The sequence below is a fragment of the Advenella incenata genome (assembly GCF_004217095.1).
GTDB lineage: Bacteria > Pseudomonadota > Gammaproteobacteria > Burkholderiales > Burkholderiaceae_B > Advenella > Advenella incenata.
Map to the genome: position 1 here is coordinate 1,574,363 of NZ_SHKO01000001.1, position 23,355 is coordinate 1,597,717.

The following is a 23,355-nucleotide window of genomic DNA, read 5'->3' on the forward strand; positions in this document are numbered from 1 at the left end:
CCGGGCTATGTGCCAAAGGCGGTTGTGCGATTGGCCATGTCCCGGGGTGTGATTCGTGTCAGGTTCCGACGCTTAAGGGCGCGCGTAATTTGCGCAGCAGGGCAATGACGCTTTGCGCTGTAATGCGTCCTGTTTTAGGATTGTCCGAAGGAATATTCTGAATTTCCACCGAGAGCAGCGCCGCATCGGAAACGACTTCAATGCGGTGCGTATTGCGCTCCAGAAAAGGATCCGCCCACACTTCCAGGAAAGTATTGTCAGGGCCGACGCCGGCCAGTGCAACGCTGGCCGCCACGTTCAGATTGGCCGGAAAGCCTGCTGCAGCCTCGCGGGCCGAACCGGAAAATAGCATGGTCGGTTCCTTGAACGTCATTACATCGATATTCTGCGCTTTTAGAAATGGTGCGCCGGCAAAGCCCTTGAGCGGCTTGCGCGAGGTCATTCGGACCGATTCAATCTTGCCTTCGGCAGCGCCCAGAATGGCATCCAGGCCGGCAATGGCGCCCGATGGAATGAGAATTTGCCCGTTATGGGCTTTGGCAAGTTCCACCAGCTCGGGATGCGCCAGTAATGCGCCACTGCTTAAACAGATCACCTTTTTCCCTTTTTCCAGAAAAGGGGTGGCAATACGCGGCAGCAGTTGCGCCGGTGCGCATTCAACCACAATATCACAGCAGGCCTGCATGTCATCGAGCAGGACAAACTGCGGCACAGGCTTGTCGTTCCAGGCAAAGGTCGGTGGCGCGGCCGGATCCCTGACGCCTATGGCGGCAAGCTGCATGCCTTCAACGCCATTAATCAAATGGGTTGCGATAGACTGGCCGATTGCACCAAAGCCTGCTATTCCGATACGTAAGTCTTGCATCTGTAATATTCCTGTTGCGAAAATGAATCCGGTCTTGGCACCGGGTGGTATCCATTCTAGGAGAGAGCGGGCCGTAGGACAAACAGTTTGTGGTGGTGCTGCGTACGGCGTCCGGCTGGTCCGTCACAGTCACTCCATTAATTGCACCAGCTTCCAGGTATCCAGGAAGGCATTGACATGCGTGATTTTGCCATCGGCCATGGTCAGGTGCCAGGCATAGCTGTTTTCATAGGGTTGGCCGGTTTTTGCGGTGGCCACGCCATCCCAAATAACCATTACCTGGTCTGCCTGGGCCACAATGTGCTTTACCTCAGGGGTAATGGGCGTGGCTAGCCTTGCTGTAATTGGGCGGACCGCCTGCGCGATAAATGAATCGCGTGATCGATAGGTATCCGACACGGGACTGTATCCGGCTACAGTCCATTGCGCATCTTCTGTCAGCAGGTCAAAAACACTGCCCTGGCCCTGTTTCCAGGCCTCGAACGCCTGCTGGACAATGGCAGTGTTCGCCGCTTCGGTAGTTACAGCAGTCGTTGACGCGCTGGCGGGATAGTAAGAAGAGACGGCCATCAGGGCCATGTATGCAATGGCTTTCGCCCGGTTCTTCAGATTCATGAGTAGCTCCTTGTCGTGGCGCGAACGCCGGTGGGAAATGACGGGTAAATAGTTCTCGGCTAAGTGCTGCAGCAATGTCTGCAGGGGCCGGTATTGAATGCCTGTGAGGCAAACTACAAGCTTGCGGTGGGACGGACAACGATTTCGCTCGTATCGATATCGTCCGGCTGGTTGATGACATGTGCAATCGCTGCGGCGATCGCCTCTGGTTTAAGCGCAATTTGCCGGTAGCTTTGCATGGCAGCGGCCGCTGCTGCGTCGGTAATGGTATTGGCCAGCTCCGATTCGACCACGCCCGGATAAACGCAGGTGATGCGAATTTTGTCGTTCTCCTGCCGTAGTCCGTCCGATAGCGCGCGTACCGCGTATTTGGTAGCGCAGTAGACGGCAGCTGTTGGCACGACCTGAAGTCCGCCGATAGACGAAACATTGATGATTTGTCCGCCATTGTGTTTCTGCATGGTCGGCAGGACCGCAGCGATGCCATAGAGCACGCCCCGTAAATTAACGTCGATCATTTGGTTCCACTCATCAACTTTCAATGCGGCCATGGGCGACAGGGGCATCACACCTGCATTATTGATCATCACATCAATGCGCCCATAGCTGCTGACCGCAAAATCGGCGAATGCCTGCACGTCTTGTTGCCGGGTGACATCCAGGGCGCGATACATGACTTGGGCGCCGTTTGCGCGCAGATCCTGCGTCAGCGTTTCCAGTTTGTCGGTTCGGCGTGCGCCAACGATCAGTCTGTGCCCCTGCGTTGCCAGTAAACGGGCACACGCCTCTCCAATACCGCTACTGGCCCCCGTAAGAAGTATGACCTTGCTGCGTTCTGGTTTATGCATCACTCTGGTTTCCTTATAGTAGTAGGGCGTGCATCCCTGCCTGCAATGGCCAGGGGAGCATCCCGATAGAGTGAATGCTAAAGGCAATGGCTAAGTATGCTAAGACCTGATCTTCTTGGGTTCTTGCCTATTTCTATTTCGATGAGATTTTTGGAACAAAATAAAACGCTGCTGTTAGACTATTCCTATTGAAATGTCCGGATGCATCAGTCGCGCGTTTGCGGTCTGAACTTTTTACCAGGAACTACTATGTCCTCTCAGCAAATGCGTATGGTTGAACTGATCCAGCGACTCGCACCGAGTGAGGGCTACACGCAGTCATTGCTCGAAGGGGTGACCTTCATGCGATCCAATCGTCCGCTTGCAACCACGCAGGCACTGTACGAACCGAGTATCGTGATCGTGATTCAGGGGCGCAAACGCGGTGTTCACGGTGGGAATGTGTACGTTTACGACGCTCAGCATTATTTGGTGCTATCAGTGCCATTGCCGTTTTCCACCGAGACCGAGGCTAGCGAAGCGGAGCCCATGCTCGGGATAGCGCTGCGTATAGACACAACAGCGACGGCGGAAATCGCAATTGCCCTCGATGATTATGTGTCACCTGCCAAGGCGCAGCCCGCTCCCTTGTACGCCACTCGTATGGAGGAGAAACTTCAGGATGCGACATTGCGTCTGCTCGAAGCGCTCAATTGCCCTGTCGAAGCCTTGGTGCTGGGGCCAGCACTACTGCGTGAAATTACATTCCGTGTGCTCACTGGCGAGCAGGGAGGTGCATTGCTTGCGGCGCTTCAGCAAGGCGGCCACTTCGGGCGCATTGCCAAGATACTCAGGAAAATCCATATTCATTATGCGTCAGATCTTAATGTCGCTGCGCTGGCAAAGGAAGCCAGTTTGAGTGTTCCAGCTTTCCATGTGCATTTTAAAGCGGTAACCATGAGCTCGCCAATTCAGTACATAAAGGCAATTCGCCTACATAACGCGCGCTTGATGATGGTACGCAATGGCATGAGTGCGGCGACCGCCTCGGAGCAGGTCGGCTACGAAAGTCCGTCTCAGTTCAGCCGCGAGTTCAAGAGACTGTTCGGCCGCAGCCCGGCACAGGAACTGCAGCACCTGAAGCAAATCCTGTCGCTGTCTTCCCCGATATTGCGTCCCCCAGGACAGTCAGGCAGCCAGGCCCATCCATAAACACCATGGTGAAAAAAATGTTTGGATGCAGTCGGAAACTGAGGGAAAAATTGGGTAAAAATTGGTTAATGCCGGTCCAAGCACAATTGAAATTATGCTAAAGATAGTATTAAGGCCACAATTGACTACCATTCTGGTGTGAGCCTTATTTCACTTATATGAGGTGATGCTATGAATACCGATGAAACGATTCAACAAAAGGCGGCTGCCGCTGCAGACAAAGCACAAGCCGCAACCGAGGAATTTATTGACGATCCTAAAGAGCAAATCAAGCGTCGGGCGGGCCAGGCAGCCGGTGATGCATCGTATGCATTCAATTCACTGGTCGATTCGATAGAAGATTGCACCAGACGCAGCCCGGGATGCGCGCTGCTTATTGCCGGGCTGATTGGTGTGTGTGTCGGTCGTCATTTTTACAAGAAATAGATACGACGCAAAGGGAGATTGATGGATGTGATCCGTTGCCCGAGACCTTTTCGGCAGGTTGCAGAAATTGAAAAGGCGCATGTACAGATAAACAAAAACTGGGTAAAAACGGTGATGTGCATCCAGCGGATTATTTGCCAGTCATCCATTCATCGCGGGCCCATCGTGCCAGAAACGCAGAAGATGTAGATCACCCCTGATCATGGGGGATGCAGATTTTCTGCGGCTCTTTTTTGCGCGGATCCAGACCTTACCAGTCCAATAGGCTTCCCGCTCTGCTCCCGTAAACAGTTTGATCGGATAGGTGCCCGGTTTCGGCGGAACAGCGTCATCGATGCAGTGCCACATCTGGCCTCTCCTTGATCGTTGGCATGTGCCTGTTTTATTGTCTTGCAGAATTGTCTTGCAGGAATAACAGGCTATATCAAAATGACACAAAAATGTTGACTTATGAGTATCAAAATTTTTCGGAAATAGGGTGGCGTAGAATCGGCAAAATCAGCATTTGCTCTGTATGTTCCCGTAACAGCAAAGATCTGGTACCTAAGCGTCCGCTACTTTTGCCAATAGCTTTGCATGGCATGTCAAAAATTATTTGCAACTTCATTTAAGCGTCAATCGTGACATGGCCAGGATCAAGAGGCGTATGCTGCAGCTATCATTATGGCAAGTTATATGGTTGTCACTGAAGGCATGATCACGATGCCCAGTAATTGATTCCTGAACTCAATGATTACAGATCGGACGCTCTATTTATATCTGGGTTCTCTGCAATTTTGTGCGGTGCATTAGCTGCGTCTCCGATCTCGCCCTCAGGGTCTGGGCATGGCTTTGATGACGGTCGGGTTGAGTGCCTTGGCCAGCTTCAGGTGCGTCTGCAGCGACGGTAATGTTTTTTCGGCAAAGGCCTTGATATCCCGGTCTTGACTATTGACGGCGGCATCCTGGAACAACGCAATGGTACTCTCATGTGCTGCTACGCCCAGCCGGTCTACATAGCTCTCATCAAACTTGGCGTCCAATAGACTGAGCGCCTGGAGTTCGCCTTTTTGCAGCAAGGAAGGTGCTGTCGGCAACTTGACGTCTTTGGTCGCTGCCAGCGCTTTCAGCTCGTCATTAACCTTGGTATGTTCGGTGATCATCTGGGCTGCAAAGCGCTTGACTTCGCCGGTTGCCGCTTTTTTCTGGGCAAGCATGGCGCCCTCGATTTCTGCCATGCCGGCTTGCGCCGCATCGTTAAGAAATGATTGATCGCTTGCCACTAGCGGTTGGGTCGTCGGCGGATTGTCTACGTCCGGGCTCGTATGGGTAGCAGGGTTAGCCGGCTGTGCGCCAGCCGCAATGGGAACGATTAATAATGCCGATAACAATACGATCGTTTTGCAGGATAACTGAAACATATAGCCTCCAACATCCGGTGAGTGCCCGGACTATTCCGAGCTTCATCTATTGTTTGTCCATGCGCGTCGCATTTGTGAGTAACAACAACGGGTCCATAAAGCTGCGCTGTGTGCCGTTGCCTTTGTGTTTGACGACAGCGCAGGGGCAGTGTGTTCGTGCCGATATATTCACGCGTTTTTGGCAGAGGATTTAAATCACCGTCGCCGTGACATCGAACGCTCAGGCGCTGTATCGCCGGACGCTTTTGCGCTTGGGCGCAATGGTGTAGCGTGCCAGGGCAGCGTAGCAGGCATGGACAGGATTCATACTAGCAATCAAATCGACTGAAAAATATGGGATGTTACATATGCTTAAAAAGACTATGGGCCTGAAATAAAAAAGGGCCTGTCGCGTTAGGCTCGCATTTGAGGCGACTAATGAGCAATACCACGCAGTTAGAAGGATATTTGACGAGCTTGGCGAACGTGTTGCATCGCGCCTTTACGTGTCTTTACAAACTAGTAGGCGGGATGTTTGCGTCGGGCCGATGTCAGGGCAGATAATGAAATTGTCTTTTGGCCTTAGGTGAAAAAGACGTGGCTCGTATCAACCGGCCCGGTACGCAGGCGCGCATATAAGAACAATGACAGAGATCGCGTGCACATGTAGAAAATCCATGCGTTTACAGGGACGGAATACGACTTGAATCTACCGTGAAATAGAACTCTCAATCGCAAGGAGAAAATATGACACAGACAATGCCAGTCCAGGAACAGCAAGTGCAGCCCGGCCGGGAGTCAAAAATGCACCCGGCCCCTGTTTATGACGATCCGCATTACAAGTCAGCAGGTAAATTGCAGGATAAAGTCGCACTCATCACCGGCGGCGATAGCGGGATAGGGCGTGCAACAACCATTGCGTTTGCCAAGGAGGGTGCCAGGATCGCCATTGTTTATCTGGAAGAAGATCGTGACGCCAGGGAAACCCAACAATGCGCGCAAGCGTATGGCTCGGAAGTGTTGTTGATCAAGGGCGATATTGGCGACGTGGCGTTTGCGAAAAAATGCGTCAATGACACATTCGAACATTTTGGAAAGCTGGATATTTTGGTCAATAATGCGGGTGAGCAGCACACTGCCGCCGAGCCGGAGGATATCAGCTATGAGCAATTGGTGCGCACTTTTCAGACCAATTTCTTCAGCACTGTCACCATAACGCTCGAAGCGCTCAAGGTCATGCGCGAAGGCGCATCCATTATTAACACATCTTCCATTACCGCTTTTAAAGGTAATCCGGATCTGATTGACTATTCGGCGACCAAAGGCGCGATTACGTCTTTTACGCGCTCTCTTTCGACAAAAATAGTTGATCGGCAGATTCGCGTGAATGCTGTCGCGCCCGGACCCATCTGGACACCACTCATACCGGCTTCTTTTTCGGCTGACAAGGTGGCCAAGTTCGGCAAAGACACCCCCATGGGCCGCCCGGAGCAGCCGTTTGAACTGGCGCCGGCCTACGTCTATCTTGCCAGCCCGGATTCCAGTTATGTGACGGGCCAGACGATTCATGTTAACGGCGGTACGGTGCTGAATGGATAGGTGGGATCACAGATGACATCAGCGGCGACTTCGAGTGGCGACGCGGACTTTTTATTACATCTGTCATTAGGCGGCGGTTTGTCTCAGGCGCGGCTTTCAACCCTGACAGTAAAACAGCCCGGCAAGGCGACCTGGAATCCGCAGTTGTTACAACAGGGCGCGTACAAAAGCGACAATGGCGTCGGTGGTTTCCTGCGGCTTGTCGCGATGCGGGGAATGGCGGCAATCGTCAATGACATACAACTTGACGTCAGCCGCTAGCTGGGCGATATGCTCGATCTGGGCCAGCGACCCGTATTCGTCTTCTCGCCCCTGAATAGCCAGGATCGGGCACTGGATGCATGCCACGTCATCTTCAATATTCCAATGCCTGAATGCAGGCGAGAGCCAGACGTTATTCCATCCCCAGAAGGCCGAATCGACATTGTCGTGATAGCGTTGCAGTTTGTCGGGCAGGTTGCTGTTCAGATAGGCAGTGCGGGCCAGTTCGATATTTCTCACGGTGGCCTCTTCGACAAACAGGTGCGGGGCCAGCACCGCCGCTGCACGGATGCGATCAGGAAAAGCCGCGGCGTACAGCAGCGCGATTGAGGCGCCGTCGCTATGCCCGACTAAAATAGGTTGGTCAGCGCGCGTGTCTATTCCAAGCGCGCTGAAAAAAGCCGGTAGAAAATGTTGTGCCTGGATGTGCATGAAGTCTGGCAACCATTGTTCCTGGGCAGGGCGGGGCGTGGATTTGCCGTAGCCGTGGCGTGAAAAAACCAGACCGCGGCAATCGAGCAGGCGGCACAGATTTGCGGGCCAGTCTTTCCACATCGCGACCGAACCCAGGCCCTCGTGCAGGAAGACCAGAAGCGGCCGGTCAAGCCTGTCGGGCTGAATCAACTGATATTCGATAGCCGCGGTTATTTCGTCATATGAAACGTTGGTCAGTTGTATGTCAGCCATTTTCAGAATAAGTGTGAGTTTGCAGTTGTGGGTAGGAAGTTTAAGTAAAATAGCCGGTTGCGGGCAGTTGTCTGGTCGTGCACCAGTTATTCGCACCAACATCAGTTTATCAAGTCAGACGCTGCATTTATAGAGGGGCATACAGCTTTTGCTGCATTTGTGCCGTTCACAATAAGGTTAGTTAAATGAAATTCGCGGAATTCCAGCCGGGTATGGTCTTTGAACAGGGACCCCGGCATTTGACCGAAGAAGAAATCATTCGCTTCGCCGAAGCCTATGACCCACAGTGGTTTCACGTTAATCCGGAACGGGCCAAGGCCGGTCCCTGGAAAGGCCTGATCGCCAGCGGCTGGCACACCTGTGGGATCGCCATGAAAATGGCCGTGGAAGCAGCACTGGAAGGTTCCGAATCGTTTGCTTCGCCTGGCCTGGACAGTGTCAAATGGCTCAAGCCGGTGCGGCCCGGCGATGATCTGTTCTGGAAAGGCGTGGTCAAGGCCAAGCGGATATCCAACACCCGGGAAGGGCTGGGCATTCTGCTCTGGAGCTGGGAAGTGACCAACCAAAAAAATGAAACGGTCCTGGAACTTGATGCCACCAGTCTTTTTGATATTTCCGAGAGTATGGAAAAAGACGAAGAATAATCTATCGAAATTCAATGGCTGGCGATCATGTAACCTGCCGTTGAATATTCAGTCTCACAGCACTAAATTAAAAAGCCAGCATGCGGTACCCGATGCTGGCTTTTGTCTGGCCTGAGGTTTCCTGCGGATGCTGTGAACCACAGCATCCTTTTGGATGATTAGTAGAACGCCTGCAGGCCGGTTTGTGCACGACCCAGAATCAGGGCGTGCACATCATGTGTGCCTTCGTAGGTATTGACTACTTCCAGATTCACCAAGTGGCGGGCTACGCCAAATTCATCTGAAATGCCATTGCCGCCCAGCATGTCGCGCGCCATACGGGCAATATCCAGCGATTTGCCGCAGGAATTGCGTTTCATGATAGATGTGATTTCAACGGCAGCCGTACCTTCGTCTTTCATGCGACCCAGACGCAGGCAGCCCTGCAGGCCAAGTGTGATTTCTGTCTGCATGTCGGCCAGTTTTTTCTGAATCAGTTGGTTCTGCGCCAGCGGGCGACCAAACTGCTTACGATCCATCGTGTATTGACGGGCCATGTGCCAGCAGGCTTCGGCTGCGCCCAGAGCGCCCCAGGCGATGCCGTAACGGGCAGAGTTCAGGCAGGTAAAGGGACCGCGTAGACCGCTTACGCCCGGCAGCATCTGTTCATCAGATACTTGCACGTCGTCCATTACGATTTCACCTGTGATAGAGGCACGCAGGCCGACCTTGCCGTGGATGGCTGGTGCAGACAGGCCTTTCATGCCTTTTTCCAGAATGAAGCCGCGAATTTTTCCATCAAAATCGCCGCCGACACAACGTGCCCATACGACAAACACATCAGCGATCGGCGAGTTGGTGATCCACATTTTGTTGCCACTCAGGCTGTAGCCGCTGTCGATTTTTTTTGCGCGGGTTTCCATGCCATCCGGGTCAGAGCCATGATTGGGTTCGGTCAGGCCGAAGCATCCGATCCATTGACCAGAGGCCAGTTTTGGCAGATATTTGGATTTTTGTTCTTCGCTGCCGAATTCATTAATTGGCACCATCACCAGTGAAGACTGGACACTCATCATGGAACGGTAGCCCGAGTCTATGCGCTCCACTTCGCGCGCGATAAGCCCGTAGGCGACGTAGTTCAGACCACCGCCACCGTATTGTTCAGGAATGGTGGGGCCTAGCAGGCCCAACTCGCCCATTTCGCTGAAAATGGCCGGATCGGTTTTTTCGTGGCGAAAGGCTTCCAATACACGGGGTGCCAATTTGTCCTGGCAGTATGCCGCAGCGGCATCGCGAATCATGCGTTCTTCGTCGGTCAACTGTGCATTGAGCAGCAGAGGATCGTCCCAGTGGAATGAGGGGTTAGAGGACATAGTTGGCTCCTGTCTGTATTTATGAATGACGGCGTTCGGGTTTTGACGGGCTGACTGATCAGCACAGTCTGGATCAAAGCATTGTATGTGTTAAATTATCAATGATCAATTGATAAAAATGCACAATGTCGTGCGCTGTATTCAGATTGTTTCAGGCGGAGAGGGCGATGCGTAAAGGTATTCCCAGCCTGGGCGCGTTGCAGGCGTTTGAGGCCTGCGCCCGTCTGGGCTCGTTTTCAAGGGCGGCCGAAGAGTTGTCGCTGACCCATAGTGCGGTATTTCGGCAAGTTGAAGGGCTGGAGGCCCGCTTGGGCGTGACGCTGTTCAACCGCGTGCGCCGGCGCATATCGCTCACGACACAGGGTGCGGAATACGCAGCGCGCATACGCCACCATTTGGAACAACTGCAAAAGGATACCTTTGGGCTGATGAGCCGTTCGGGTCTGGGACGCAGCCTGCATATTGCGACGCTGCCCACCTTGGCCACTACCTGGCTGATTCCCCGGCTGGCCGATTTTCAGCGCCATTGGCCCGACGTCCAGATCAGCCTGTCGGTACGCACCCATCCGTTTCAGTTTACCGATGTGCCGGTGGATGGCGCCATTTATCATGCCGCACAGCCGTGGCCAAATACACAAGGCGTCATGTTATTTCGTGAGCAGGAATTGGTGCCGGTGTGTTCCTCGCAATTGCTGGCCCGCGCAAAGGAAAAAGGGGCAGGGGCGCTGGCGCAATTGACGCATTTGCACATGATGACGCGTCCCGATGCATGGCCCAGTTGGTATGAACATAATGCCGTGCCATTTACGCCATTGGTGCTGGGTGGGCCTCGCTATGAACTGTTCACCATGCTGCTGGCTGCTGTAGATGCTGGGCTGGGTGTGGCGCTGGTGCCAGCTTTTGTTGCCCGTGAGCATATTAAAAGTGGTCGCTATGTGATGCCGGTATCGGCAACCCTGCCGGTGGAGACCGCCTATTATTTTGGCTATCCAAAAGCCGAAGGCTACCCAGAGGCATTGACTCTGTTCGAATCCTGGCTGAAGGCGCAGACGATACGTTAGTGGCGCCTGTCTCCCATCTGCAGCAGGGGAAATTGCGCAATGGAAAAATGGATCAAACCCCCGCAGTAGCGTTTGAAGAAAAAAGCAGAATATTGCTGCTGTGCTGATGGGCGGCACAGACGGTAAAAGGGCCCGACCGAAGCCGGGCCCTGCCTGATAAGGAGGATACGATGACACGAATCGTATTACAACTTATCCTGATCGGTATAGTGCTGATGCTGCTGGTGTACAGCGCCCCAGCTTACTAATCAGGGACCGGTGGGCTCATCCCCACCGGTCTCAGGTTTTAATTTACTCAACTGTATTTCTTTTGTCAATGTCGTACTTTCCGTAGCCGCCACCTGCAAGCGCCGGGGTATCGACGCATCCGTCGTGTCCAATACTAGCGGAAAATCACCGTGCGGTGGTTATTGAGCAAAATACGATGTTCAACGTGATATTTGACGGCGCGCGACAAGACCAGAGATTCAATATCGCTGCCAACTCGTGTGAGTTCATTGGCCGACATGGTGTGGTCGACCTGCTCGATGTCCTGGGCAATGATAGGACCTTCGTCCAGATCTGCCGTTACATAGTGTGCGGTGGCGCCAATAATTTTTACGCCACGCGTATGGGCCTGGTGGTACGGCCTGGCGCCTTTGAAGCTGGGTAGAAAACTGTGGTGAATATTGATTGCCCGGCCTTCCAGCGCACGACAGAAAGGATCCGACAGAATCTGCATATAACGGGCCAGAACGACAACATCGGCCTTGTGGTTTTCTACCAGCGCCAGTACCTGTTTTTCCTGCTCGGCTTTGGTGTCTGGTGTCACCGGCAGGTAATGGAAGGGGATACCGTAGCCGGTGGCCAGTCTTTCATAGTCGCGATGATTCGAGACGACGGCAACAATTTCAATCGGCAAAGAGCCGCTATTGGCGCGAAACAGCAGGTCATTCAAACAATGCCCCTGCTTGCTGACCATGATCAGCACGCGTGCCTTTCTTCTGGCGTCATGCAGCTTCCAGGTCATATTGAATTTTTCGCCCAGGGGAATAAATTTCAGGCGGATGTCGTCATGATTGATCGCGCTGTCTACGCTGAAATGTATGCGCAGGAAAAAACGCTGGGTTTCTTCGTCCCCGTACTGCTGTGAATCAATAATGTTGCCTTCCATTTCAAGCAGCAGGCCGGAAATGGCATGCACAATGCCAGTGCGGTCTGGGCAGGAAACAGTCAGGATGTAATCGTTTTGCATATTCGTTCGCGGGTCGGTAGCGGGTTAGGGGTCAGCGGGAGGTTAGGGCCTGGGCCGTAGCCGTGGCAACGGCCAGGGCCGCTGTCAGGCCGGGAGATTCAATGCCGAACAGATTGACCAGGCCGGGTACGCCATGATCACCGGGGCCGGAAATAACAAAGTCGCCCGCCGCTGATGAGGAAGGTACAATTTTGGGGCGAATACCAGCATAACCCGGTTCCAGGGCATTGTCGGGCAGGCCTGGCCACCAACTGCGAATGGCCTGGTCAAAAGCGGCGGCATGATCCGGGTTGACCAGATAGTCTTCGTTCTCGATCCACTCGGTATCGGGTCCGAATTTTGCCTGGCCACCCATGTCCAGGGTCAGGTGCACGCCAAGGCCTGCGCTGTTGGGCATTGGATAGATCAGATGAGAAAACGGTGCGCGGCGGCTCAGCGTGAAATAGCTGCCCTTGCAGTAATACTCGCCCGGAATATGTATCGGGTCTAGTCCGCCGATGTTGCGCGCCAGGGTCGGCGCATGCAGGCCAGAGGCATTGATGAGTGTGCGACAGCGTAAAGTCATGGCTTCGTCCCCGCCGAAATGGCAGGTGAAAGCACCATCGGCGTCGATATTCGCATGCAGCATGGGCGTGCGCAGAATAACCTGGGCGCCGGCGTTTTCTGCATCGCCCTGCAGGGCCAGCATATAGGCGTGGCTATCGATAATGCCAGTTGACGGAGACAACACGGCGGCGGCGCAGTCTAGTTCGGGTTCCAGCTTGCGCGTTTGCTCGGCAGTAAGCCACTGCAGATCGTCTACACTGTTGGCCTTGCCCTGGGCGGCGATTTTTTCCAGATACGGCACCTGGCTGTCGGCTGTGGCGACCAGCAGTTTGCCCATGCGTTTGTACGGGATATGGCGTGCATCACAATAGGCATAAAGCTGTTTTTTGCCTTCCACACAAAGGCGGGCCTTCAGGCTGCCTTCGGGATAATATAACCCGGCATGAATCACTTCGGAGTTGCGTGAGCTGGTACCCATGCCAATGGCTTCTTCAGCTTCCAGCACCAGAACTTCAGTTCCCGAACAGGCCAGTTCGCGGGCAATGGCAAGCCCGACGACACCGGCGCCGATGACGATGCATTCAATATCAATACTCATTATGTTTCTGTTAATGTAGGGGTCAGGTCAAAGCTGCCCGCATGATAGACCAGGGGCAGCGAATCGGTATGGTGGCACCGCTCTACCTCGCCGATCAGGATCATATGATCCCCTTCGTGGTAGTGATTACGGTTGTAGCATTCGAACCAGGCCGAGCAGTAGCGGTCATCCAGCTTGGGGACCTGTTCGTCTGTGGCGCCCGGCGTCCAGAGTATGTCGCGGAAACGTTCTTGCGGACTGCCAGCGGAAAACTGGCGGGCCAGCGTCAGTTGCTCGGCGTTCAATATGTGGATGTTGTAGCGCGTGATCTGCTCAAAGGCTTCCCGGTTGGAAGAGGATTTGATCAGGCTCCAGAGTACCAGTGGGGGGTTCAGCGAGACTGAATTGAACGAGCTGACGGTCAATCCGATAGGATGGCCGTTTTGCGGATTCGTGGCCGTCACGATGGTGACGCCGGTCGCAAAGCGGCCCAGCGCAGACTTGAAATCCCGTGAGTCAAAATCCGGAGCCTGTGCGCTCATGGTGTAGATACCTTATTTCTTGGCTTTGTGATCATGTCAGGGAGACAGGCGAACCATGGACCAGCGTGCGTCTTCGCTACGCGTATAACGGAGACGGTCATGCAGCCGCGATGGGCGGCCCTGCCAGAACTCGATCATTTCCGGTACGACAACATAGCCTCCCCAATGAGGCGGTTTCGGGACGGTATCGCCAAATTTTTCCCTGAAATCCTCTGCGCGTTCTTCCAGTTCTTCGCGGGTAATCACCTGGCTTTGCTTGGATGCCCAGGCACCGATTCGGGAGCCCAGCGGACGGCTGACGAAGTAGTCGGTCGACTCCGCTTCGGGCAGTTGCCGCGCGATACCGTTGATATGTACCTGGCGTTCCAACCCCAGCCAGACGAACAGCAGGCTGACTGCAGCATTGCCGGCAATATCGTGGCCCTTGCCCGATTCGTAGTTGGTAAAAAAGGTGAAGCCTTCGGCCGTCAGATCCTTGAGCAGGACTGTGCGGGAAGACGGTCTATGGCGTGCGTCCACGGTGGACAGCACCATGGCATTGGGTTCCTTGACGCCGCCTGCGACGGCATCGTTGAACCAGCGTTCGAATTGTTTGATCGGGTCGGGATCGACCTGGGATTCCAGAAGCACGTTCTGTTCGTAGTTCTGGCGTAAATCTGCGAGCGTCATAATTACTTCTTCAGGGAAAATACCTAAAGGAATAGTGTACTGCACTTGGGCGGATTTCCCCGCCAATTCCCGGTCGGCAGCAGCAGATTGCCCCGGTCAGGTGCCTGGCTTTACCGGGTAGGTTTTCTTGAGCGTATCTGCCAGTTTGAACAGGGCGTGATCCTGGATGTTGGCATCTGACAGGGCATGCGCGGTTTCGATCACATATTCAGGGCAGGGGCCGTTCTGGCCGGTGGCGTTCAGGATGATCTGCAGGGTTTCCTCGAAGGTCAGGTCCTTGGCGTAAGCGTGATTTTCCCGGTCCATAATAAAGGCCAGGGCACGCACTCTTCCTTGCTCCGTTTCGCAGTGGGTCCAGGTGGGGATGTAGGCGCCCGAGACCATTTCGCGTTTCCACAAGGCGCGAAACTCCTGTTCCAGCGCATCGGGCCGCAGTTTGAAGACTTTGCCTTCGCATTTTCCGCCTTCGTCCAGGCCGAATACCAGACCGGGCCGTTCCGGGGTACCGCGGTTGACGCTGGACCACAGACACAGCGCACGATGGAAACCGTGAAGGGTGGCAAGACGGCATTCCTGGAATTCGAATTCGGGACGCCAGATAAGGGATCCGTAACCAAAAACCCATACGTTGTTCGGGTCGGTACCGGCCAGGTTCTGTTGCATGGAGTGTTCGACTTCTTCGTCGGTCCACAGACGGAACTGGCGGATATGGTCGAGTGCTTTTTGTAAGGGATTCCTGATTAGTTCAGCCACGGAAATGAACTTCTTTGAATGTGCATTAAAATATGACGGAGTCCGGAGCGCGGATCAAGCCAGACCAGCCGGACGCCGGCGGTTAAATCTCTGTAACAAGTTTAGTATAGGTCAGATTCGATTGGAATGGATACAACTATTAACGATAAGCAAAGACGTTTCAGCGGTTTACAGCGCCTGTATGGCGATGGGGCAACAGTGCGCCTGGAGCAGGCCCATGTCATGGTGGCCGGGATTGGTGGCGTAGGCTCCTGGACTGCAGAGGCCCTGGCCCGTTCCGGTGTGGGCGAACTGACGCTGATCGACCTGGACCATATCGCCGAATCCAATGTGAACCGGCAAATTCATGCACTCTCGGCCACGCTGGGCCAGGCCAAAATTCAGGCCATGGCAGATCGCATTGCCGGCATCAACCCTGATTGTCGCGTGAATCTGGTAGACGATTTTCTGGGACCCGATAATGTTGATACGCTGCTGCAGGCCCGACCCGTAAGCGTCCTGGTGGATGCCACCGACCAAGTCGCGGCCAAGATCGCCATGGTGTTGGCCAGCCAGCGTGAGCAGATTCCATTTATCATGTGTGGTGGCGCCGGCGGCAAACTGGATGCGCTCACGCTGACCGCTGGTGATTTGTCCACAGCACGTAACGACGCGCTGCTGGGCCGTATCCGGCAACAGTTGCGCAAGCACCATGGGTTCGCCAAAGGCTCCGATCGCCACGGCAAGGCCCTGCGCAAGGCGCCTGCCATGCGCGTTTTTGCGCTCTGGTTCGACCAGCCTGCCATTCTGCCCCAGGCGTGGGGGGCGTCAGAAGAGAGTGGCGCACTTCAGGGTTTGTCCTGCGCCGGTTATGGGTCTGCGGTAACGGTAACTGCAGCAATGGGCATGGCGGCAGCTGGCGAGGCGATTCGCAGAATCCTGGCCTAATCCCGCACGCATTGCAGCGTTGCCAACATAGCGCCATCTTGAACAGAAAAACGGCTGAACACGGTCATGATCAAGGTTTTGGTCATGGCTGCGGCTGCGCGTGCGCATTTGCACAGTGGCGATGGGCTGAGGCGAGTGGTGAATGCAAGGGGGCACCGACCGGAGCGCATGTCGATGGACCACTCGTTGCGGTTTCCCCTGTTCAGCGGTGACGTCAAGTCGTGTTTTGGATTGGGGCAGTGGTCGATAAAAGACATTTTTACAATTAATTACCCGGGTAATATTCCAATTATATTTATACCCGGGTAATATTTGAATTGTACTGATCAAGCCAATTAAAGGAGTTCCAACAATGACCGCAACCCCGGAACAAACCTACACCGCATTTCATGGGTACCGCAAGCTCGCTTCCGGTACGTTGCCCCAGGTCGCGGCAGCATACCAGGCCGCCCTGAACAAAACGTCAACCAGCGCGGTATTGATATTCGACGATGTTACCGGCCGTTCAACCGATATTGATTTGCGGTTACTGGATGCCGCAGCGCCAATCGATCAGCAGGACGGCCTTGAGCCACAGGCGATAACACTGCGAACGGGTAGCGGGGCAGCAGGGGAGACTAACCCCGATATGACGGACGCCACCGATTCGTCATCGCATCGTACAGTGTTGACGCCGGCAACGCAGGAGAGCGACGATCAGACTGTGCGACGGCGCGGGCGACCGAAGCTGGGAGTGATTTCCCGGGAGGTGACGTTGCTGCCCAGACATTGGGAATGGCTGGCTGCCCAGCCAGGGGGAGCATCAGTCGCGTTGCGTAAGCTGGTAGAGTCGGCTCGGCTCAGCAACACGGACCGTGACAGCCGGCGCAAAGCCCAGGAACGGGCCTATCATTTCATGCTGGCGCTGGGTGGTGACCTACCCGGCTACGAAGAGGCAACCCGGGCGCTATTTGCCGATAATACCGAGGCGCTGAAAACACATATCGCTGGCTGGCCGGATGATGTGCGCACACATGCGCTGAAGCTGGCCACTGACGTCTGAGGGCGGCCACGATAGTCGATTGCGCTGCCCGTCTTTCGGTACCTTCGCGCCACGTATTGCCCGTAGCGTCTTTGCCGCAAGCGGCGATTGCGCGGCGGCACCGCAGTTTCTGCGCGTGGCAGTTTGCGGTGCAGGCGGGCGCCCGATTTACACCTCAATCACGATGCCAGGGCCGGCGTTACTTCAGACGTGCGTGCCAGGAACTCGTCAAGGACAAGGCCCGTATGGGATACGGATTTTTTCGCAATAATGTCCTGCACCGATCCGACGGCGACAACCTGTCCGCCGCCGTTGCCGCCTTCGGGTCCCATGTCGACAATCCAGTCGGCCTCGGCCATGATGTCCAGGTTGTGTTCTATGACCACGACTGTATTGCCCGCTTCAACCAGCCGGTGCAGTACCACAATCAACTTTTCGACATCGGCCATGGATAGCCCGACAGTGGGCTCATCCAGCACGTACAGTGTGTGTGGCCGGCTTGAGGCCCTGCCGGTTTTGATAACGCCTTCGTCGAGCCGTGCCTTCACCAATTCCGATACCAGTTTGATTCGTTGAGCTTCACCACCAGACAGGGTAGGGGAAGGTTGTCCCAGTGTGAGATAGCCCAAGCCGACATCCTGCAATAGTTGCAGCGCACGCTTGACTCGTGGATGAGCAGCGAAATAGGGAATGGCGTCATCGACTTCCATCTTCAGCACTTCGCCCACATTTTTTTCACGCAAGCGGATGGCCAGCGTATCCGGACTGAAGCGATTGCCATTGCACGCTTCGCACGGGACTTTGATGTCTGGCAAAAAGCTCATTTCAATGGTGCGCATGCCCTGGCCCTCGCAAATCGGGCAGCGTCCATCACCCGTATTGAACGAGAAGCGGGAGGTACTCCAGCCGCGAATCTTCGCATCGCGCGTTTCTGCAAACTGACGTCGTACATCATCCCAGAAGCCGATATAGGTTGCCGGGCACGAACGCGGCGTTTTGCCGATAGGTGTCTGGTCCACCTCAAGTACACGGTCCAGGCTTTCCCAGCCGGTGATATCGTCACAACCACGCCATGGCACTGGTGTCTTGGTGCCGATCACTCCCTTAAGATTATCCAGCAGGACGTCGCGCGCCAGCGAGGATTTGCCGGAGCCGGATACACCGGTAATCACACTGAGGCGGCCCTTGGGTATGCGAACGTTCACATGCCGCAGATTATGCAAATGGGCGCGATGGATCTCAATATAATCGGTATTGGCATCGGTGGGTTGGCCGGGCTTTAATGGATGCACCATAGGGTGCTTCAGGTAGCGGCCGGTGAGTGAGTCCGGGTTATTAATGATATCTTCGTAGGTGCCCTGGGCCACCACGGTGCCACCACGCACGCCGGCACCGGGTCCCATATCGATAATATGTTCGGCGCGGCGAATGGTGTCATCGTCGTGCTCCACCACCACCAGCGTATTGCCATTGCCTTCCAGTCGTGACAGCGCATTGAGCAGAATTCGGTTATCGCGTGGATGCAGGCCGATTGTCGGCTCGTCCAGGATGTAGCACACGCCCTGAAGGTTAGAGCCCAGTTGAGCAGCCAGACGGATGCGCTGCGCTTCACCGCCGGACAGCGTGGGTGCCGACCGATCCAGGCCCAGATAACCCAGTCCGACTTCTTCCATGAAGGACAGACGACTTTTTATTTCACTTAGGATATCGCGGGCAATCTCGGCGTCGCGGCCTTTGAGGACCAGACCGGCAAAGAAGGTATGCGCCTCGCTGACCGGCAGTGCCGCCAAATCGGCAATACTGCGGTCTTTCCAGCGCACGGCCAGCGCGTTGCGATTCAGGCGGTGGCCGTGGCAGGCGGGGCAGGCGGCAAGTTCATGTTCTTCGTCGCCGGACAGATTTTTCCAGGCGTCTTCTTCACCGCTTTGTTCTTCATCGAACCCGCTCAGCTTGACGCCAGTGCCGAAGCAGGAGTTGCACCAGCCATGCTTGGAGTTATAGGAAAACAGACGCGGATCGGGTTCGGGGAAACTCGTTCCACAGCTTGGGCAGGCGCGCTTGGTGGAAAAGTGCTGTTGCTCCAGTTCACTGGCGTGCAACGGGTTTGCCGGATCCAGATCCAGAATGATGCTCATGGTGCCGTGACCGGTTTCCAGCGCACTGTGCAGGGCTTGCTTCAGGCTGGACTCTGCTGCCGGGGTAATGACCAAGTCGGCTACGGGCAATTCGATCGTATGTTCCTTGTAGCGGTCCAGTCGCGGCCAGGGCTTGACCGGGATGAAATCGCCGTCGACACGCAGATGGGTATAGCCTTTGCCTTCAGCCCATTTGGCCAGATCGGTATAGTAACCCTTGCGAGCCGTAACCAGCGGCGCCAGAACGCCGATGTGCCGGCCCTTGCACGCGCTCATGATGCGGGCAAAAATCTGTTCCTGCGATTGCGGTTCTACCGGCACCTGGCAGTCGGGGCAATATTGGGTGCCCAGTTTGACGTAAAGCAGCCGCAGAAAATGGTGGGCTTCGGTCATGGTGCCGACCGTGGATTTTCGGCCACCGCGACTGGTACGCTGCTCGATTGCCACTGTGGGCGGGATGCCGTAAATGGCGTCAACATCCGGCTTGCCGGCCGGCTGAACCACCGCGCGCGCATATGCGTTGAGCGATTCAAGATAGCGGCGCTGCCCTTCATTGAAGAGGATATCGAAAGCCAGCGTGGATTTTCCTGACCCCGACACGCCGGTGATGACTGTAAAGGTATTATGCGGAATATGAACGTTGACGCCTTTGAGGTTGTGTTCCTTGGCGTTCAGGATGTCGATCTGCGAGGGCGTTTCGCGCCGCGTAACAGCCAGCGCCGTGCTGCCTGCATAAGCCACCTGCGGCTCCTGCAGTGTAAGCGGTGCGCTGGCGATAATATTGGATTCGTATTCGCGCAAAGCCACACCGGTGTGCGAGTGGGCAATGTCCATGACGGTGTCGGGCGTGCCTTCGGCGATAACCCGACCACCGCCCACGCCGCCTTCCGGGCCGAGATCGATCAGCCAGTCGGCCGCGCGGATCACATCCAGATTGTGTTCAATGACCAGCAGTGAGTGGCCGGCGCCCAGCAGCTTGCGGAATGCGCCCATGAGCCGGGCGACATCATCGAAATGCAGGCCGGTGGTGGGTTCGTCAAACAGGAACAGGCTGCCTTTTTTGGCGACCTTTGCAGAGGAAATGCCGCTGCGCGCTGCTTCGGCCAGATGCCCGGCAAGTTTCAGGCGCTGCGCCTCGCCGCCCGACAGGGTGGGTACGGGCTGACCGAGCTTGAGGTACTCCAGTCCCACGTCAATGAGCGGTGAAAGGCTGGTTTGTACGTCGCGCAGGCCTTTGAAAAACGTCAGCGCTTCGTTGACGGTCATATCCAGCACTTCATCGATAGAGGCGCTGTTGCCCAGGTGTTCAACACGGATTTCCAGAATCTCGGGACGGAAACGCTTGCCGTCGCAATCGGGGCAGCGAATGTACACGTCGGACAGGAACTGCATTTCCACATGCTCGAAGCCGGTGCCGCCACACGTGGGGCAGCGCCCATCGCCGCTGTTGAAGCTGAAGGTGCCGGGCGTATAGCCGCGCTCGCGGGCCGCCGGCGCTTGTGAGAACAGCTTGCGAATGGCGTCGAAGGCGCCAACGTAACTGGCTGGATTCGATCTGGCGGTTTTGCCGATCGGACTTTGATCGACCATTACGACGCCGGCGATTTGTTCGGCGCCAAGCAGACGGGTAAAGGGGCCGGGTGCTTCAGTCGGGCGACCGAAATGCTTGAGCAGTGCAGGGTAGAGCACATCCTGAACCAGGGTAGATTTGCCGGAACCCGAGACGCCGGTCAGACAGACCAGGCGGCCCAGCGGAAAGGCGGCGTCGACATCCTGCAGGTTATTGGCGCTGACGCCTTCGATGATCAGCTTGGGGGTATTCGGTTGCACCGGCATTGGGCGTGGCGCTTCGACACGCAACTGACCGCTTAAGTAGCGGCCGGTGAGCGAACTGCCTTCGCGCAGGCGCTGCGGCGTGCCGTCAAAGACAATCTGACCGCCACGTTCGCCGGGCCCGGGGCCGATGTCCAGAATACGGTCGGCGGCAACCATGACCTGCGGATCATGCTCGACTACGACCAGCGTATTGCCGGCATCGCGCAGACGATGCAACACCTGGACAATCCGATGCATGTCGCGCGGATGCAGGCCAATGGACGGTTCATCCAGGACAAACAGGGTATTGACCAGGGAGGTGCCCAGTGCGGTGGTCAGGTTAATACGCTGAACCTCGCCGCCGGACAGGGTACGGCTTTGCCGATCCAGGCTAAGGTACCCGAGGCCTACGTTGCACAGAAAGTCCAGCCGGCTGCGGATTTCCTGGAGCACCAGATCCATGGCGCTGTCCATGAACACGGAAAGCGCCAACGTGGCGAAAAAATCGCGCACCTGTATGATGGGCAGACGCATCAGATCATGAATGCCAAGGCCGTCCAGCGCAGTGAGCGCAGGGACGGACCACTTCGCATGCACCGGCATGAAACGGGTGTAGGTTCCCATGATGTCGTCGCCTGCCGGCGCATCGCCCAGCCGCCACAGCGTTGCATCCGGTTTGAGGCGTGAGCCATGGCAGGCCGGGCAAGGTGTATAGCTGCGGTATTTGGACAGCAGGACACGTACATGCATCTTATAGGACTTGGTTTCGAGCCAGTCAAAAAAGCGCTGTACGCCATACCACTGATGCTTCCAGGCCGATGGGCCGCCTTTCCACTCGGGATCGCCATACAGCACCCAGTGCTGTTCCGCATCATTCAGTTCTTTCCATGGCGTATCGGTGCGGATGCCGGCCTTTTTGGCGTACTGCATCATTTCCGTCTGGCATTCGCTATAGCTGGGCGTCTGCCAGGGCTTGATAGCGCCTTCCTGCAGTGTTTTGGTTTCGTCAGGGATGACCAGGCCAAAGTCGATACCCATGGCGCGACCGAATCCGCGGCAGGTTTCGCAGGCGCCCAGAGGGGAGTTGAAGGAAAACGTGCTGGGCAATGGCGACGAATAGGTAATGTCGCAGTTGGCGCAGTGCAACTGTTCGCTGAACTTCCATGATTGCAGCGGATTGCTGTCGTTGTCGACGGCGTATACCGTGCACATGCCGGTCCCGTAGCGCAGACAGGCCTCCAGTCCTTCGATGACCCGCGACTTTTCGGTGGTGGAAAAACGGAAGCGGTCCTGCACTACATGCAGGACACGGCTGATTTCCACTTTTTGCGACTTGCCGCGCCCTTTGGGCGTCACAGTTGCGCTGCGTTCCTCTTCGGCGTGAACCCGGGTATAGCCCTGTTGTTCAAGATACTGCCGGACTTCTTCTTCGCTATAGTTGCCGGGAACGACCACGGGAAAGGTGAGGACCAGGCGTGGATCCCCCAGCGCTGCCGTGGTAGTCTCAAGAAATTGGTAAATGGTGTCAGGATTGTCCTTGCGTACCTCAGTCGCGCATTGCCGACAGTACAGTCTGGCCGCACGGGCAAAAAGCAATTTGATGTGGTCGTTCAGTTCGGTCATGGTGCCCACTGAACTGCGTGAGTTGCGCACCGGATTGGTCTGGTCGATGGCAATGGCGGGCAGAATGCCTTCAATGCGGTCGGCCTGGGGCTTGTCCATGCGGTCCAGAAATTGTCGCGCATACGGGGAAAAGGTTTCTACGTACTTGCGCTGACCTTCTGCATAAAGCGTATCAAAGGCGAGCGAGCTTTTGCCTGAGCCTGATACCCCGGTAATCACCACGAATTCGCCGGTATTGAATGTGACATCAAGATTTTTGAGATTGTTTTGTCTGGCGCCGAATATCCGGATCTGCGAACTCATGAAGTGCTCCGAAAGACCCCCTTTTCTGAGTGGGGTGCTATGAGGATGAAGGTGATTCTTACTGTATAAATAACCAGTTATAATATTGTCGCATAATAATTGATTTTTGACACGGTGCAGCACCAAAATTCTGCAGGCAGGTCCCGCTTAATGGCCAGGTCAAAGCTGAAAGATGAGGCCGGCCTGTCAAATATAAAGAGCTGGCGGTATAGATAAAGCGCGCGCGGTATAGAAGGCGGTAGAGAGGGGCTTATAACGCAGGGGATGGTAATGCAGGGGATG

Annotated in this window: 19 protein-coding genes; 7 read left to right on the forward strand and 12 right to left on the reverse strand. The window is 55.4% G+C overall.

Annotated features, from left to right (window positions below; genetic code table 11):
- Positions 1-58: 58 nt before the first annotated feature.
- From EV681_RS07170 to EV681_RS07180, 3 genes are all read right to left on the reverse strand, one after another.
- On the reverse strand, positions 59-865 hold the full coding sequence (locus tag EV681_RS07170; RefSeq protein ID WP_130303610.1) for an aspartate dehydrogenase: 807 nt from the start codon (positions 863-865) through the stop codon (positions 59-61).
- 129 nt (positions 866-994) lie between these two features.
- Positions 995-1,480 carry a nuclear transport factor 2 family protein gene (locus EV681_RS07175; RefSeq protein ID WP_128395372.1) on the reverse strand — a complete coding sequence of 162 codons (486 nt, stop codon included), beginning with the start codon at positions 1,478-1,480 and terminating at the stop codon, positions 995-997.
- Positions 1,481-1,593: 113 nt separating this feature from the next.
- Positions 1,594-2,328 carry an SDR family oxidoreductase gene (locus EV681_RS07180; protein WP_128395568.1) on the reverse strand — a complete coding sequence of 245 codons (735 nt, stop codon included), beginning with the start codon at positions 2,326-2,328 and terminating at the stop codon, positions 1,594-1,596.
- Between the two features lie 249 nt (positions 2,329-2,577).
- Here EV681_RS07180 and EV681_RS07185 point away from each other — a divergent pair, with 249 nt between their 5' ends.
- Complete coding sequence (locus EV681_RS07185) at positions 2,578-3,519, forward strand: AraC family transcriptional regulator (protein WP_207227018.1); 942 nt, start codon at positions 2,578-2,580, stop codon at positions 3,517-3,519.
- Positions 3,520-3,690: 171 nt separating this feature from the next.
- Positions 3,691-3,945 carry a hypothetical protein gene (locus EV681_RS07190; protein WP_128395373.1) on the forward strand — a complete coding sequence of 85 codons (255 nt, stop codon included), beginning with the start codon at positions 3,691-3,693 and terminating at the stop codon, positions 3,943-3,945.
- Positions 3,946-4,757: 812 nt separating this feature from the next.
- Here the strand turns inward: EV681_RS07190 and EV681_RS07195 are convergent.
- The gene (locus EV681_RS07195) at positions 4,758-5,345 is read right to left on the reverse strand and encodes a DUF4142 domain-containing protein (RefSeq protein WP_128395374.1); all 588 of its coding nucleotides are present in this window, start codon (positions 5,343-5,345) and stop codon (positions 4,758-4,760) included.
- Positions 5,346-6,071: 726 nt separating this feature from the next.
- Between EV681_RS07195 and EV681_RS07200 the strand changes: the two genes are divergently transcribed.
- On the forward strand, positions 6,072-6,923 hold the full coding sequence (locus EV681_RS07200; RefSeq protein ID WP_130303611.1) for an SDR family oxidoreductase: 852 nt from the start codon (positions 6,072-6,074) through the stop codon (positions 6,921-6,923).
- 147 nt (positions 6,924-7,070) lie between these two features.
- Here the strand turns inward: EV681_RS07200 and EV681_RS07205 are convergent, their stop codons facing one another.
- Entirely contained in the window at positions 7,071-7,871 is an 801-nt protein-coding gene (locus EV681_RS07205; protein WP_130303612.1) for an alpha/beta fold hydrolase, read from the reverse strand.
- A gap of 185 nt (positions 7,872-8,056) precedes the next feature.
- Between EV681_RS07205 and EV681_RS07210 the strand changes: the two genes are divergently transcribed.
- Positions 8,057-8,515, forward strand: coding sequence for a MaoC family dehydratase (locus EV681_RS07210; protein WP_128395377.1), 459 nt, complete (start codon positions 8,057-8,059; stop codon positions 8,513-8,515).
- A 158-nt stretch (positions 8,516-8,673) separates the two neighbouring features.
- Here EV681_RS07210 and EV681_RS07215 read toward each other — a convergent pair whose 3' ends face one another.
- Positions 8,674-9,867: an acyl-CoA dehydrogenase gene (locus EV681_RS07215; RefSeq protein WP_128395378.1), complete on the reverse strand. Its 1,194-nt coding sequence runs from the start codon at positions 9,865-9,867 to the stop codon at positions 8,674-8,676.
- A 167-nt stretch (positions 9,868-10,034) separates the two neighbouring features.
- On the opposite strand from EV681_RS07215, the gene EV681_RS07220 reads away from it, so the two are divergent.
- Entirely contained in the window at positions 10,035-10,928 is an 894-nt protein-coding gene (locus EV681_RS07220) for a LysR substrate-binding domain-containing protein (RefSeq protein WP_128395379.1), read from the forward strand.
- 382 nt (positions 10,929-11,310) lie between these two features.
- Here the strand turns inward: EV681_RS07220 and purU are convergent, their stop codons facing one another.
- The 5 genes from purU to EV681_RS07245 all read right to left on the reverse strand — a co-directional run bounded on the left by purU (position 11,311) and on the right by EV681_RS07245 (position 15,159).
- Positions 11,311-12,162, reverse strand: coding sequence for a formyltetrahydrofolate deformylase (purU, locus tag EV681_RS07225; protein WP_128395381.1), 852 nt, complete (start codon positions 12,160-12,162; stop codon positions 11,311-11,313).
- A gap of 31 nt (positions 12,163-12,193) precedes the next feature.
- Positions 12,194-13,306 carry an NAD(P)/FAD-dependent oxidoreductase gene (locus EV681_RS07230; RefSeq protein ID WP_130303613.1) on the reverse strand — a complete coding sequence of 371 codons (1,113 nt, stop codon included), beginning with the start codon at positions 13,304-13,306 and terminating at the stop codon, positions 12,194-12,196.
- A complete protein-coding gene (locus EV681_RS07235) occupies positions 13,306-13,827 on the reverse strand; it encodes a flavin reductase family protein (protein WP_130303614.1) in 522 nt (173 codons plus the stop codon). Before EV681_RS07235 ends, EV681_RS07230 begins: the two co-directional genes overlap by 1 nt.
- A gap of 36 nt (positions 13,828-13,863) precedes the next feature.
- The gene (gene pdxH / locus EV681_RS07240) at positions 13,864-14,496 is read right to left on the reverse strand and encodes a pyridoxamine 5'-phosphate oxidase (protein WP_128395384.1); all 633 of its coding nucleotides are present in this window, start codon (positions 14,494-14,496) and stop codon (positions 13,864-13,866) included.
- Positions 14,497-14,592: 96 nt separating this feature from the next.
- Complete coding sequence (locus tag EV681_RS07245; RefSeq protein WP_128395570.1) at positions 14,593-15,159, reverse strand: gamma-glutamylcyclotransferase; 567 nt, start codon at positions 15,157-15,159, stop codon at positions 14,593-14,595.
- A 216-nt stretch (positions 15,160-15,375) separates the two neighbouring features.
- Here EV681_RS07245 and EV681_RS07250 point away from each other — a divergent pair, with 216 nt between their 5' ends.
- Complete coding sequence (locus tag EV681_RS07250; protein ID WP_130303615.1) at positions 15,376-16,176, forward strand: tRNA threonylcarbamoyladenosine dehydratase; 801 nt, start codon at positions 15,376-15,378, stop codon at positions 16,174-16,176.
- A gap of 352 nt (positions 16,177-16,528) precedes the next feature.
- Positions 16,529-17,218, forward strand: coding sequence for a DUF2239 family protein (locus tag EV681_RS07255; RefSeq protein ID WP_130303616.1), 690 nt, complete (start codon positions 16,529-16,531; stop codon positions 17,216-17,218).
- A 158-nt stretch (positions 17,219-17,376) separates the two neighbouring features.
- Here EV681_RS07255 and uvrA read toward each other — a convergent pair whose 3' ends face one another.
- On the reverse strand, positions 17,377-23,073 hold the full coding sequence (gene uvrA / locus EV681_RS07260) for an excinuclease ABC subunit UvrA (protein ID WP_130303617.1): 5,697 nt from the start codon (positions 23,071-23,073) through the stop codon (positions 17,377-17,379).
- Positions 23,074-23,355: the final 282 nt, after the last annotated feature.